At 57.0% G+C, this 13,410-nt stretch carries 12 protein-coding genes; 3 read left to right on the top strand and 9 right to left on the bottom strand.

Going from position 1 to position 13,410, the window contains the following annotated elements; translation table 11 throughout:
- Positions 1-6 precede the first annotated feature (6 nt).
- The 5 genes from AC1RN6_RS12140 to AC1RN6_RS12120 all read right to left on the bottom strand — a co-directional run bounded on the left by AC1RN6_RS12140 (position 7) and on the right by AC1RN6_RS12120 (position 6,416).
- Positions 7-2,208: an OsmC domain/YcaO domain-containing protein gene (locus tag AC1RN6_RS12140; protein ID WP_493005578.1), complete on the bottom strand. Its 2,202-nt coding sequence runs from the start codon at positions 2,206-2,208 to the stop codon at positions 7-9.
- 166 nt (positions 2,209-2,374) lie between these two features.
- Positions 2,375-3,955 carry a glutamine-hydrolyzing GMP synthase gene (guaA, locus tag AC1RN6_RS12135; RefSeq protein WP_493005577.1) on the bottom strand — a complete coding sequence of 527 codons (1,581 nt, stop codon included), beginning with the start codon at positions 3,953-3,955 and terminating at the stop codon, positions 2,375-2,377.
- 106 nt (positions 3,956-4,061) lie between these two features.
- Entirely contained in the window at positions 4,062-5,522 is a 1,461-nt protein-coding gene (gene guaB / locus AC1RN6_RS12130; protein ID WP_493005576.1) for an IMP dehydrogenase, read from the bottom strand.
- A 161-nt stretch (positions 5,523-5,683) separates the two neighbouring features.
- Entirely contained in the window at positions 5,684-5,992 is a 309-nt protein-coding gene (locus AC1RN6_RS12125; RefSeq protein WP_493005575.1) for an RnfH family protein, read from the bottom strand.
- Positions 5,985-6,416: a type II toxin-antitoxin system RatA family toxin gene (locus tag AC1RN6_RS12120; protein WP_050477062.1), complete on the bottom strand. Its 432-nt coding sequence runs from the start codon at positions 6,414-6,416 to the stop codon at positions 5,985-5,987. Before AC1RN6_RS12120 ends, AC1RN6_RS12125 begins: the two co-directional genes overlap by 8 nt.
- A 68-nt stretch (positions 6,417-6,484) precedes the next feature.
- Between AC1RN6_RS12120 and smpB the strand changes: the two genes are divergently transcribed.
- Complete coding sequence (gene smpB / locus AC1RN6_RS12115) at positions 6,485-6,934, top strand: SsrA-binding protein SmpB (protein ID WP_493005574.1); 450 nt, start codon at positions 6,485-6,487, stop codon at positions 6,932-6,934.
- A 20-nt stretch (positions 6,935-6,954) separates the two neighbouring features.
- Here smpB and AC1RN6_RS12110 read toward each other — a convergent pair whose 3' ends face one another.
- Positions 6,955-8,553 carry a tetratricopeptide repeat protein gene (locus AC1RN6_RS12110; protein WP_493005572.1) on the bottom strand — a complete coding sequence of 533 codons (1,599 nt, stop codon included), beginning with the start codon at positions 8,551-8,553 and terminating at the stop codon, positions 6,955-6,957.
- Between the two features lie 90 nt (positions 8,554-8,643).
- Positions 8,644-9,354, bottom strand: a complete 711-nt coding sequence (locus tag AC1RN6_RS12105) for a hypothetical protein (RefSeq protein ID WP_493005570.1) — start codon at positions 9,352-9,354, stop codon at positions 8,644-8,646.
- A 416-nt stretch (positions 9,355-9,770) separates the two neighbouring features.
- On the opposite strand from AC1RN6_RS12105, the gene AC1RN6_RS12100 reads away from it, so the two are divergent.
- Together AC1RN6_RS12100 and AC1RN6_RS12095 are read left to right on the top strand one after the other, a co-directional pair.
- Entirely contained in the window at positions 9,771-10,460 is a 690-nt protein-coding gene (locus AC1RN6_RS12100) for a response regulator transcription factor (protein WP_493005568.1), read from the top strand.
- A gap of 3 nt (positions 10,461-10,463) precedes the next feature.
- Positions 10,464-11,873, top strand: coding sequence for an ATP-binding protein (locus AC1RN6_RS12095; RefSeq protein WP_493005566.1), 1,410 nt, complete (start codon positions 10,464-10,466; stop codon positions 11,871-11,873).
- A gap of 120 nt (positions 11,874-11,993) precedes the next feature.
- On the opposite strand, the gene AC1RN6_RS12090 is transcribed toward AC1RN6_RS12095, so the two are convergent.
- Complete coding sequence (locus tag AC1RN6_RS12090) at positions 11,994-12,908, bottom strand: SPFH domain-containing protein (RefSeq protein ID WP_050477066.1); 915 nt, start codon at positions 12,906-12,908, stop codon at positions 11,994-11,996.
- Positions 12,909-12,959: 51 nt separating this feature from the next.
- Positions 12,960-13,403 (bottom strand): NfeD family protein, encoded by a 444-nt coding sequence (locus AC1RN6_RS12085; RefSeq protein WP_493005565.1) that lies wholly within the window; start codon positions 13,401-13,403, stop codon positions 12,960-12,962.
- Between the last annotated feature and the right edge of the window lie 7 nt (positions 13,404-13,410).

Raw genomic sequence — 13,410 nt, 5'->3', positions numbered from 1 at the left:
ACCATCCTAGCTGTTGGCCGCTGCCTTGGCGCGCGCATTATGCAATTTCTTGTAGCTGTCGATCAGGCGATGGTGCCTGTCGAGGCCTTCCAGCTTCATACTCGTTGGCGTCAGTCCGAAGAAGCGCACATTGCCGTCGACAGAACCTACTACGGCGTCCATCCGCGCATCGCCAAACATCCGGCGGAAGTTGAGCACATAGTCGTCCAGTTCCAGATCGTCATCGAGCATGACCTCCAGCACTACATTCAATGCCTGGTAAAACAATCTGCGCTCAACCGTGTTGTCGTTGTACTGCAAGAACGCGCCCACCTGATCCTGCGCGTCCTCGAATTGCTGCAAGGCCAAATTGATCAGCAGTTTCAACTCGAGCACGGTCAGTTGGCCCCACTCCGTATTTTCGTCAAACTCGATGCCGATCAGGGTGGCAATATCGGAGTACTCATCCAGCTCGTTGTTCTCCAGGCGTTCCAGCAGGGCCGCCAGAGCGCTATCGTCCAGACGATGCAGGTTCAGAATATCCTCGCGGAACAACAACGCCTTGTTGGTGTTGTCCCAGACCAGATCGTCTACCGGATAGACCTCCGAATAACCGGGCACCAGAATCCGGCAAGCGACGGCGCCCAGCTGGTCATGCACCGCGACGTAAACTTCCTTGCCCATGTCTTTGAGAATACCGAACAAGGCAGCGGCTTCCTCGGCATTGGAATTTTCACCCTGGCCGGAGAAATCCCATTCGACAAATTCGTAATTCGTTTTGGCACTGAAAAAACGCCACGACACGATGCCGCTGGAGTCGATAAAGTGTTCAACGAAGTTGTTTGGCTCCGTCACCGCGTTGCTTTCAAAGGTAGGCTGAGGCAAGTCATTCAGGCCTTCAAAACTACGGCCTTGCAACAATTCCGTCAGGCTGCGTTCCAGCGCCACTTCGAAGCTCGGGTGCGCGCCGAATGAGGCAAAGACACCGCCTGTGCGCGGATTCATCAGGGTGACGCACATCACCGGGTAAATCCCGCCCAGCGACGCATCCTTGACCAGCACCGGAAAGCCCTGCTCTTCCAGGCCCCGGATGCCGGCCAGAATGCCGGGGTATTTCCCCAGCACTTCTTGTGGCACGTCAGGCAATGTGATTTCGCCTTCCAGGATTTCGCGCTTGACCGCACGCTCAAAAATTTCGGACAGACATTGCACCTGCGCTTCCGCCAGCGTGTTGCCGGCGCTCATGCCATTGCTGACGAACAGGTTTTCGATCAGGTTGGACGGAAAATACACCACCTCGCCGTCCGACTGCCGCACGTACGGCAACGAACAAATGCCGCGCTTTACATTGCCGGAGTTGGTGTCGATCAGATGCGAACCGCGCAGCTCGCCATCAGGATTGTAGATTTCCAGACAGTACGCATCCAGGATCTCTTTCGGCAACGCATCTTTGCGGCCGGGCTTGAACCAGCGCTCGTTCGGATAATGGACAAATTCCGCCTCGGCGATGTCTTCCCCCCAGAACGCGCCGGCATAGAAATGGTTGTTGTTGATCCGCTCGATGTATTCACCCAAGGCCGACGCCAGCGCGCTTTCCTTCGTTGCACCCTTGCCATTGGTGAAACACATCGGCGAGTGCGCGTCGCGAATATGCAAGGACCACACGTTGGGAATGATATTGCGCCACGACGCGATTTCAATCTTGATGCCCAAGTCAGCCAACATGCCCGACATATTGGCGATGGTCTGCTCCAGCGGCAGATCCTTGCCCAGAATGAAGGTGCTGGCGTCGGAATCCGGTTTCAGCGTCAGCAAGGACTGCGCATCGGCATCCAGATTCTCGACTTCTTCGATGATGAAGTCCGGACCTTCCTGCACGACCTTCTTTACGGTACAGCGCTCGATGGAGCGCAAGATGCCGCGACGGTCACTCTCTTCGATATCCGCAGGCAACTCCACCTGGATCTTGAAGATCTGCTTATAACGGTTTTCCGGGTCAACGATATTGTTCTGCGACAGGCGGATATTTTCGGTGGAGATGTTGCGCGTGTTGCAGTACAACTTCACGAAGTAAGCCGCGCACAAGGCCGACGACGCCAGGAAATAATCGAATGGGCCCGGCGCAGAACCATCGCCCTTGTAGCGGATAGGCTGATCGGCGATGACGGTGAAGTCGTCGAACTTGGCTTCAAGACGCAGCTTATCGAGAAAATTGACTTTAATTTCCATGATGGAATTCCAAAAATGATGCCCTAAATGATGTCGCTGCTAGTTGCCGTTATTGTCCGCCACCGCACTGGCGCCCAGAATACAAAGCCCTGTAAAAACAGGGCTTTGATAGTCCGACAGTTCGATAATCAATCCACTAGCGAATGATATTTCCTGAAAGGAGATATCACTCCCACTCGATCGTTGCTGGCGGCTTGCCAGAAATATCGTAGACCACACGGTTGATGCCGCGTACTTCATTGATGATGCGGTTGGACACGCGGCCCAACAGTTCATGCGGCAAATGCGCCCAGTGCGCCGTCATGAAGTCCTGCGTCTGCACGGCGCGCAATGCCACCACGTATTCGTAGGTGCGGCCATCGCCCATCACGCCGACCGACTTGACCGGCAGGAAAACCGCAAATGCCTGGCTGGTCTTTTCGTACCAACTCTGGCCGTCGCCTTCCTTGGTGTTGCGCAGTTCTTCGATGAAGATCGCATCCGCGCGGCGCAGCAGGTCGGCGAATTCCTTCTTCACTTCGCCGAGGATGCGCACGCCCAGGCCCGGGCCCGGGAATGGATGACGGTAGACCATCTCGTGCGGCAGACCGAGCGCCACACCCAGTTCGCGCACTTCGTCCTTGAACAGTTCGCGCAGCGGTTCCAGCAGCTTCAGGTTGAGCGTCTCCGGCAGGCCGCCGACATTGTGGTGGCTCTTGATGGTGTGCGCGCCCTTCTTGCCCTTGCCGGCGCTTTCGATGACGTCCGGGTAAATCGTGCCCTGCGCCAGCCATTTGGCGTTCTTGAGCTTGCCGGATTCGGCCTGGAACACTTCCACGAATTCGCGGCCGATGATCTTGCGCTTGGCTTCCGGATCGGTCACGCCGGCCAGGTGGCCCATGAACTGATCGGTTGCGTCGACGTGAATGACCTTGACGCCGAGATTCTTGCCGAACATTTCCATGACCATTTTGCCCTCGTCGAGGCGCAACAGGCCGTGATCGACGAATACGCAGGTCAGCTGATCGCCGATGGCGCGATGGATCAGCGCTGCGGCAACGCTGCTGTCGACGCCGCCGGACAGGCCGAGAATGACTTCGTCGCTACCGACTTGCTGACGGATCGATTCGACCGCTTCAGCGATGTAGTCGGGCATGTTCCAGTCCGATTTACAGCCACAGATGTCGTGCACGAAACGGCCCAGCAGCGCCTTGCCTTGCACGGTGTGCGTAACTTCCGGGTGGAATTGCACGGCGTAGAAACGACGGTCTTCGTCGGCCATGCCGGCAACCGGGCAATTGCCGGTCGAGGCCATCAGCTTGAAACCGTGCGGCATTTCATTGACCTTGTCGCCGTGGCTCATCCAGACCTTCAACATGCCATGGCCTTCAGCGGTCGTGAAGTCGGAGATATCTTTCAGGAGTGCGGTGTGGCCATGGGCGCGCACTTCAGCGTAACCGAACTCGCGCAGCTTGCCGTTTTCAACCTTGCCGCCCAGTTGCTCAGCCATGGTCTGCATGCCGTAGCAGATACCCAGCACCGGCACACCCAGCTCAAACACCGCGAATGGCGCGCGTGGCGTATCGCCTTCGGTCACGCTGTTCGGACCGCCGGACAGAATCACGCCGGAAGCGCCATAGTTGCGGACGAATTCGTCGCTCACGTCATAAGGAAAGACTTCGGAAAACACGCCGGCTTCGCGCACGCGACGCGCGATCAGCTGGGTGACCTGGGAACCGAAATCGATGATCAGAATTTTTGAGTGCATGGCATTGGAGGTAGGCAAGTTTGAAATTATTTCAGAGGCAAAAATAAGTCAAAAGGCCGCGGCCAAAACTAAGTGGCGCGGCCTTTTTTCACTATCGTCACCCTGCTTAGTCGGCGCGGTAGTTAGGAGCTTCCTTGGTGATCTGCACGTCGTGGACATGCGATTCGCGCATACCCGCCGAGGTGATTTCGACGAACTCGGCTTTTTCGCGGAATTCATCGATAGTGGCGCAACCGCAGTAGCCCATGGAAGAACGCACGCCGCCAACCAGTTGATACAGAATCGCCAGTACGCTGCCCTTGTAGGCGACGCGGCCTTCGATACCTTCCGGCACCAGCTTTTCGGCGTTGTTTTCACCATCCTGGAAGTAGCGGTCAGCCGAACCATCGGTCATGGCGCCAACGCTGCCCATGCCGCGATATGACTTGTAGCTGCGGCCCTGGAACAGGATCACTTCGCCTGGCGCTTCTTCCGTGCCGGCGAACATGCTGCCCATCATGACGCTGGATGCACCAGCAGCCAGTGCCTTGGAGACGTCGCCCGAGAAACGGATGCCGCCATCTGCGATGACCGGTACACCGGTGCCTTCGAGTGCTTTGGCGACGTTGGCGATGGCGGAAATCTGCGGCACGCCGACGCCTGCAACAATACGCGTAGTGCAGATCGAGCCTGGGCCGATGCCGACCTTGACCGCGTCAGCACCGTGTTCGACCAGCGCCTTGGCAGCTGCACCGGTGGCGATGTTGCCGCCGATGACGTCAACGTGCGGATAACGGGTCTTGACCCATTTGACGCGATTCAGAACGCCAGCCGAGTGGCCGTGGGCAGTGTCGACCACCAGCACGTCCACACCGGCTGCGACCAGCAGTTCGATACGCTCATCATTGTCAGGACCGACGCCGACGGCAGCGCCGACGCGCAGTTTGCCCTGACTGTCTTTGCTGGCGAACGGGTGAGCCGTGGATTTTTGAATATCTTTAACAGTGATCAGGCCGCGCAGTTCGAAGTTATCGTTGATGACCATGACGCGCTCAAGGCGGTGCTTGTTCATCAGACGCTTGGCTTCTTCCGGATCGGCGCCGTCCTTGACGTAGACCAGCTTGTCGCGTGGCGTCATCTTCGCGCGCACTTCGGCGTCGAGGTCTTCTTCAAAGCGCAGGTCGCGGTTGGTGATCACGCCGACCAGGCTGGTGCCTTCAACAACAGGGAAGCCGCTGATGCCGTGCAATTCGGAAAGAGCGATAACTTCACGAATCTTCATGGTTGGCGGGATCGTGATCGGATCACGCACCACGCCGGATTCAAAACGCTTGACCTTGGAAACCTCGCGCGCTTGCTCCTTCGGCGTCAGGTTCTTGTGAACAATACCGATACCGCCTTCTTGTGCGATGGCAATTGCCAGGCGCGCTTCAGTCACGGTGTCCATTGCCGCAGAAATAAGCGGAATGTTCAGGCGAATGTTGCGCGTCAGACGCGTGGCAAGGGAAGTATCTTTAGGGAGGATGTCCGAATAAGCCGGGACGAGGAGCACGTCATCGAATGTGAGTGCTTTTTGGAGAAGACGCATAGCATTTCCTATAGGCGCAAAAGCGAATTATACAGAAAACTTTTGCGCTCGTCGCGGAGACCTTGATTTTTCCATTAAATATGCACTCAAGGTGTGGCGCGGCTGCACTTGTTGTCAAAAGTTGCAACCCACGCATGCTGCACAGTACACGATGTAGCGGTTCAGCCGCCCTTCTTCTGCACCCGGCGCCGGCGCGAATCCATCGGGTCGGCAATCAGCGGCCGGTAAATCTCGATGCGGTCATGTTCGCGCAGCACGGTATCGAGGGTTTTCAGCTTGCCGTAGATGCCGACGCGGCAAACGGTCAGGTCGATTGCTGTACACTCCCGCAGCAGACCGCTTTGCATGATGGCTTGCTGCACGGTAGCGCCGGCATCGACGCAAACCGCCTTGCGGATCTCCAGCTCCGGTGTGGCGTAGCAGATCTCGACTTGCAACTGATCTTCTTGCAATTGTTCCGCTTCAGCCATATATCTGTTCTGCACGCTTGCAAAAAGAATCGACGAAGCTGTTGGCGATCATGCTGAATACCGGCCCGATCACCGACTCGAGAATGCGGCTTGAAAACTCGTATTGCATGTCGAATTCGATCTTGCAGGCATCATCGCGCAGCGCCTTGAAATTCCAGCGCGCTTCGAAATGCTTGAAAGGTCCTTCCACCAGATGCATCGTCATATTGCTTGGCGGCACGTTGGTGTTTTCGGTAGTGAAGGATTGCTTGAGGCCGTGATAGTTGATCTTGAGCTTGGCCTTGAGCTTGTCGCCTTGACGCTCTTCAACGTCGACGCCGCCGCACCAGGGCAAGAATTCAGGGTAATCTTCGACGCGGTCGACGAGCTTGAACATCTGCTCCGCGCTGTAATTGATCAGGACTGTTTTATGTACGACTGCCATGAAAGGTGGTCCGTTTGATAAAATCGCAAAGTTGAAATTTTAACCGACACCACGGATTTTCCGATTAGATGAGTATTGTTGATAATAAAAAGGCGTTTTTCGATTACTTCGTCGAGGAGCGTTTTGAAGCCGGTATCGTCCTTGAAGGCTGGGAAGTCAAGGCCATCCGCGCTGGTAAGGCGCAGATCAAGGAAGCCTATGTGACGATCCGCAACGGCGAGATTTTTCTGTTCGGTGCGCATATCAGCGCCCTGACCAGCACCTCCACGCACGTCCATCCGGAAACCACGCGCACGCGCAAGCTGCTGCTCAACTCGGCAGAAATCGCCAAACTGATCGGAAAAGTGGAGCGTTCGGGCTATACGCTGATGCCGCTGAACCTGCATTTCAGCAAAGGCCGCATCAAATGCGAAATCGGCCTGGCCAAGGGCAAGAAGCAGCACGACAAGCGAGAGACCGAAAAGCAACGCGACAGCCAGCGTGAAATCCAGGCTGCCATGAAGACGCACCGCCGCTGATCGGCGGCGCATCTCCTACCTTATTTGCCGGCCGCCAATCGCAGGCATTCGGCAACTTCCTCTACCACACCAGACCAATCGCCACGGACCTTCTGACGGAATACCTTGACCGTCGGATACCAGCGGGAGTTGCCGGTTTGCCATCCCCAGCGCCATTCGCTTTCATAGCGCAGGAGCAGCCAGGCGGGCTTCCCCAGCGCGCCGGCCAGATGAATAACGGCGGTGTCGGCGCTGATAACCAGATCAAGATGACTGATCAGCGCCGCCGTTTCGGCCATGTCGCTCATGGATGCTTCGAAGCGGCGCATGCTTTGCCAGCCGCTGGCTTCAGCGACATCGCCCTCAGGAATATCGCGTTGCAGACTGATCAGCTCCACGGGAATGTCCGACAACGGCCGCAGATAGCGCAAGGGAATATCGCGCGTACGATTCAACTCGCCGATTTGCCTGCCGGCCCATGCCATGCCGACTTTGAGGCGTCCTGAAGGCTCAGCCTGCTCGCCGTCGATCATCACCGACCATTGCCGTATCGACTCGGCACCGGCACGCAAATATGGCGCACTTGCCGGGATGGTCGCCAGCTTCCAGCTCAGCGCCAGCGGCAGGCTCATCAACGGACAATGGAAGTCATGCGGCGCAAGCTTCAGATCACTTACGACGATAGCGACGTTAGGTAAAGCTTCGAACGATGACAGCAAGCGGCGCAAGGCCTCCGGCACACATACGGTTACTTTTGCAGCACTCTCTGCGATAAGGGGAATGTAGCGCGCGAACTGTATCGTATCCCCCAGTCCCTGCTCAGCCCAAAGCAAGATGCTGCGTCCTTCCAGCGAAGGCTCGCCCAACCATGCCGGTATTTCCGGAAACATTTCCTGTCCTTGCAACTGAGGGGTTCTCCAACGCGCTTCATGCCGCGGCCAGCCTCCCGCGAAGTCGCCTTGCTGCAGCAGACAATGGCTTTGCGCCATCTCCGCCTCCGGGAAATTGGGCTGTAATGTCAGTGCCTGCTCATAACACCAGAGCGCCTGATTCAGGCAGTTCATTTTTTGCAGGACGTTGCCGCGATTGAAGATGGCTGCCGCATTGGCAGCGGAGTACGCAAGAATGCGGTCGTAGCACAGCACGGCCTCTTCATGGCGATTCAGATGGAGTAAAACGTTGCCGCGCTGATTCAGCGCTTGCTGATGGGACGGCGCGAATGCCAGTACGCGATCAAGGGAAGACAGCGCCTCGTCGAAACGATCGAGATGGATCAGCAATGCTGCTTGCCGGCACCACAGGTCGGCGTCCTGCGGGTGCTCTTCCAACGCCATGGTGGATTGCTCCAGCGCCAGGAATAGCGCCCGCTGCCGCGATTGACGCGCTTCCAACAACGTCGGAAAACGTTTCAGGCAATCGTCATAGACGGCGATCGCCTCGTCATATCGCTCCTGCGACAACAGCAGATCGGCACGACGCATCAATGCAGGCACGAAGCCCGGATCAAGCTTGATGGCGAGTTCCAGGAAAGTCATCGCTTCGTCGGATTTCCCCTGCACATCCGCGGTAATGCTCTGCGTCAGAAGATGCATCAACTCTTGCAGATGCGCAGGGTCTTGCAAAAGCTTGTCATGCAGCATGTATCAGATCCATCCAGTCCATGCCGGTGCGCCACGATTCAACTGACGCGCCATCCAATCTTCCATCCGATTTCCCATCCGTTGTCCGGTTCATGCCGTGGTATTGATGATGTTGCCACTGGACGGCGTTGCATGCAATTTGGTTGTAATGCTCTGCAGGAAACTGCTCAGCGAAGTACCGCCCGAGTCGCCTAACGCACTCAGCAGATTGGCAAAGCTGCTTTCCAGATCCGTGTTCGTTGATGACGAACTTGCGCTGCCTGAGGTGCTGGAGTCACTGGCGGAGGCCGTGTCAGTCGAGGACGTGCTGGACTCCGACGCCGATAGCGACTGGACCAGTTTTGTAAGATCGTCCTCAAGACGTCCGCCTGGTGGCGGTGGTGGCGGACGGTTGGCCGCTGCAGCTGCGGAAGAAGCCGTCGCTGCCGCAACCGCCGAGGCCGAAGTGATGCTGTCGTTGTCGGTACTGCTATCGGTCGCCGAATTCGAGGCGCTCTCCGAATGCAAGGCAGTCAGCAGATTTTGCAGGAAACTGTTCAGCGCCGCATCGGCATTTTGTGTCGAGGTCGTACCATCGGCAGACGAGGTCGACACAGTACTGGACGTCGCCGTATCTGCCTCGAGCGATGCCAGCGCTTCTTTGATGGCGCCGATAAAATCGCCGCCACCTCCGTGATGCCGCGGTGGCGGCGACGGGAAATCTGAAAAACTGACCGTTGCGCTGGTCTGGTCGACGCCACTGGAACCGCTCAGATCGGCCAAGGAAAAAAGACTATTGCTGGATACGCCGCTGATACTCATATTGTTCTCCCTCTGACAAGTTGCCCCTTGCATAGACGGACCTCATTCTTTACCGTCATTTGCACCTCGCAGCAAAAACCCGGAAGGTGTTATCTGCCCGCTTGACAAGTATCGGCGATACGCCCCTGTAAAGCCCGGCCCATGAGTGTAAATTGGAGTAAATTTAAGTTGATCGGGGGCACTTTTTCGTGGGCCCGTGAAGATGCCGGGCCGGCCCGTTATTATCTCGTCTGCCCGACGTTTTAACATCAATGAAACAGTTCTGTTTCCCTCGGCCAAATGCCTCCGGATTGCAAGTAAAAGTGTGTAAAGATGCGGAGACTAATCGTTACCGTTGTACCGTCCGCGGGCGTTTTGCGCATATGATTGAAAAATCCGAAATGCTGCAGCAACCAGAGAAAGAGAAACAAACAACGATGTCAAAAGTACTACTGATAGACGACGACGTTGAACTCGTTGATATGCTCAAGGAATATCTTGAGCAGGAAAAATTTGAAGTCCGCGTCGCCTACGACGGCGAATCGGGCGTCGCCGAAGCCTTGTCCAATCAATACGCCATTGTGGTGCTCGACGTCATGATGCCGCGCCTGAACGGACTGGAAACATTACGCCGCATCCGCGCCAAGAGCAACCTTCCTGTCTTAATGCTGACAGCCAAGGGAGACGACACCGATCGCATCATCGGCCTGGAACTCGGTGCCGACGACTACGTTCCCAAACCGTGCACGCCGCGCGAACTGACTGCCCGCGTACGCGCCATCCTGCGCCGCACCGTCATCGATAGTCCTGATCACAGCCCTTACTCGCCGCTGGCAGTCGGTGCACTCTCGATGTGGCCGGAACAACGCCGCGCCACGTGGTCCGGCCAGCCGCTGGAACTGACCAGCAGCGAATTCAATCTGCTGGAAGTGCTGGCGCGCAACGCCGGCAAACCAGTGAGCAAGCAACACCTTTCCGAGCAAGGCCTCGGCCGGCCGCTGGCGCGCTTCGACCGTAATATCGACGTACACCTGAGCAGCATCCGCCAGAAAATCTCCACGCTCGGCAGCGACAAATCCTGTATCCAGACCGTCTATCGCTTGGGTTACCAGTTCATCAAGGAGTAATCGGTGGGCCGGCTGTTCTGGAAGTTCTTTTTCTTCATCATGGTGGCGCAGCTGACCGCCATCATTGGCGTGGGCATCATGTTTTCGTTCGAGAACCGCGAACGCAATCAACGCTCCACCGACCTGGACCTGAGTCCGCCGGCCGTCTTCACCATCCGCTCCGCCGCCGCCACACTGCAGTATGGCGGCACGGAGGCGCTGCGCAAGCTGATCCTCAATGCAGAACGCCATCAGGTCTATGCCGTCGATGAAAACAAGAAGGAGCTGCTGGGCCGCGCAGTCAGTCCGCGCCTGATTGAAGAAGCGCGTGAGCTGCTGAGCACAGAGGTCCGTCGCCGCGTGGTGGAAGAAGTCAAGGCTGCGGATGGACATACCTACCTGCTATTTCTGCCATCGCCTTTGCGCATGGGCAATGCCCCAGAGCCGCGCCATGACAATCCGCAAATGCAGCCTCCTCCTCCGTTCTTCTTTCCGATGATGCCGATGCTGGTATCGACCGTCGCCAGCCTGTTCTTCGCCATGTTGCTGGCCTGGTATTTTTCGCAGCCGATCCGTCAGCTCAAATCTGCCTTCGCCAACGCCGCCTCGGGCAATCTGAATGACCGTCTGGCGCCACTGATGAGCAAGCGCAGCGACGAGCTGGCCGACCTGGGTCGCGACTTCGACAGCATGACCGACAAGTTGCGCGCACTGATGGAAAGCCAGCGCCGCTTGCTGCATGACGTCTCCCATGAATTGCGCTCGCCGATTGCGCGACTGCAGGCATCGATCGGCCTGGCTCGTTTGCAACCGGAAAAAACGGCCGCCACGCTGGAGCGCATCGAACGCGAAGGCGTGCGCATGGACAAACTGGTTGGTGAATTGCTCACCCTGTCGCGTCTGGAAGCCGGCGTCACCGGCGCGATGGAAGATTACATTCGCATTGAAGACCTGCTTGGAGAAATCATCGACGATGCGCGCTTCGAAGCCGAATCCATCGATCGCCATGTGGAAGGCCAGGTAAGCAGCAATGCTGTCCTCAAGGGCGGTGCAGAGCTTCTTTACCGCGCCATCGAGAATGTCGTGCGCAATGCCATCAAGCAGACGGCCGTCGATACCGTGGTTGCTATCAACACCCGCGTCGTCACAAACAAACAGCAGGTCTTGATTTCTGTTATCGACCGTGGACCCGGCGTGCCGGAAGATGAGTTGCAGTTGATCTTTGAGCCGTTCTTCCGTAGCACCCGCTCACAGAAAAACACGCACGGCTACGGCCTCGGCCTGACTATCGCACGCCGCATCATCGAGGCGCATGGCGGCACCATTCGCGCGCTAAATCGAATCGATGGTGGTTTATGCGTGAATATCATGTTGCCTTACGACAGCGTCGATGCCGTACCGCCGTCTGCGTGCGGCGATGACAGCATCGCGTGAGAATCGCTTGAAAAACGACATCTGAGCAAATCGAAAATAAAAAGCGCCCGACGATCTCTCTTCGGGCGCTTTTTCATTGACCATTTCTACGGCAAGCATATCGCCGGCCGGATTCCCCGCTTATTTCTGCTGCGCCTTCACAACCTGCATGGCGCTGGCGATCAGTGTGCTCATGTCGCCGAGATTGGCCGGCACGATGATGGAATTATTGGTCTTGGCCAACTGCGAAAAAGCGGCGACATATTGCTCTGCGACTTTAAGGCTGACCGCGTCTGCTCCGCCGGGAGATTGAATCGCAGCGGCCGTCTTGCGCAAGGCTTCGGCGCTGGCTTCGGCAATCGCCAGAATGGCGGCAGCCTGACCTTCAGCACGGTTGATCGATGCCTGCTTTTCACCTTCCGACTTGGCGATGGAGGCTTCGCGTTCGCCGGTTGCGATATTGATCTGTTCTTGCTTGCGGCCTTCCGATGCGGCGATGAGGGCGCGCTTTTCACGTTCCGCGGTGATCTGCGCCTGCATCGCATGCAGGATTTCCTTCGGCGGCGTCAGGTCTTTGATTTCATAGCGCAGCACCTTGACGCCCCAGTTTTCCGCCGACTCGTCGATGGCGCTGACGATGGTGGTGTTGATGTGGTCGCGCTCTTCAAAGGTCTTGTCGAGCTCCATCTTGCCGATCACCGAGCGCAAGGTGGTTTGCGCCAGTTGGGTGATCGCCGCAATGTAATTGGATGAGCCGTAAGAGGCGCGCATCGGGTCGGTAATCTGGAAATAGAGAATGCCGTCAACCTGCAATTGCGTATTGTCGCGCGTGATGCAGACCTGAGGCGGTACGTCCAGCGGGATTTCCTTGAGGATGTGTTTGTAGGCGATGCGATCGATGAATGGCACCACGATATTGAGCCCTGGTCCGAGTGTCGCGTGATATTTACCGAGTCGCTCCACCACCCAGGCATGCTGCTGCGGTACGACTTTGATGGTCTTGACGACAAAGATGATCGCAATGAAAAAGATAACCAGCGTTACGCTACCGAACATAGAAATTCCCCTTGTGAATAAAGCTTGATTGCATCTGAAGCTGAGTAAAGCTTACGGCGCAACTGCGTGTGCGACGATCAGACGACTGCCGCGTATTTCCCGGATGATGAATTGACCTGCCTGGGCAGTATTGCCCGGCGCCAGTTCAACATCCCATTCCGCGCCGCGATAGCGCACGCGCGATGTCGGTGTGCCGTCAAGTTCGTTCCACTGATCGACCCGTACGCTTTGCCCGATATCCAGGATGACGTTTGGATCGCGTGCGGCGGTCTCCTTGTTCATTTTTCCAAAGCGGCTGCGGCGCAGCAAACCTACCGCGGCGAAGCCGACTACCGCCGCCATCAGAAGCTGCCACTCAACCGAACCTCCAAGCAAGGCAACGCCGCCGCCAACGGCCAGGCCGATGGCGATCATCAGCAAATAGAATGTTCCGGTAAAGAGTTCCACCCCGATTGCCAGTCCGGCCAATACGAACCATATCGCCCAGTCCATCATGTTGGTT

The organism is Herbaspirillum sp. GW822-FHT03A08 (assembly GCF_058801885.1).
Note: the sequence above shows the minus strand (reverse complement) of the source record. Positions and strands in the feature narration are given on the sequence as shown.

What these genes read in the sequence shown, in the direction of transcription:
- AC1RN6_RS12100 (WP_493005568.1), top strand. Translation starts at nt 9,771, where the DNA reads ATGTCAAAAGTACTACTGATAGACGACGACGTTGAACTCGTTGATATG.
- smpB (WP_493005574.1), top strand. Translation starts at nt 6,485, where the DNA reads ATGAGTATTGTTGATAATAAAAAGGCGTTTTTCGATTACTTCGTCGAG.
- guaA (WP_493005577.1), bottom strand. Translation starts at nt 3,955, where the DNA reads ATGCACTCAAAAATTCTGATCATCGATTTCGGTTCCCAGGTCACCCAG.
- AC1RN6_RS12140 (WP_493005578.1), bottom strand. Translation starts at nt 2,208, where the DNA reads ATGGAAATTAAAGTCAATTTTCTCGATAAGCTGCGTCTTGAAGCCAAG.
- AC1RN6_RS12105 (WP_493005570.1), bottom strand. Translation starts at nt 9,354, where the DNA reads ATGAGTATCAGCGGCGTATCCAGCAATAGTCTTTTTTCCTTGGCCGAT.
- AC1RN6_RS12125 (WP_493005575.1), bottom strand. Translation starts at nt 5,992, where the DNA reads ATGGCTGAAGCGGAACAATTGCAAGAAGATCAGTTGCAAGTCGAGATC.
- guaB (WP_493005576.1), bottom strand. Translation starts at nt 5,522, where the DNA reads ATGCGTCTTCTCCAAAAAGCACTCACATTCGATGACGTGCTCCTCGTC.
- AC1RN6_RS12085 (WP_493005565.1), bottom strand. Translation starts at nt 13,403, where the DNA reads ATGATGGACTGGGCGATATGGTTCGTATTGGCCGGACTGGCAATCGGG.
- AC1RN6_RS12120 (WP_050477062.1), bottom strand. Translation starts at nt 6,416, where the DNA reads ATGGCAGTCGTACATAAAACAGTCCTGATCAATTACAGCGCGGAGCAG.
- AC1RN6_RS12090 (WP_050477066.1), bottom strand. Translation starts at nt 12,908, where the DNA reads ATGTTCGGTAGCGTAACGCTGGTTATCTTTTTCATTGCGATCATCTTT.
- AC1RN6_RS12110 (WP_493005572.1), bottom strand. Translation starts at nt 8,553, where the DNA reads ATGCTGCATGACAAGCTTTTGCAAGACCCTGCGCATCTGCAAGAGTTG.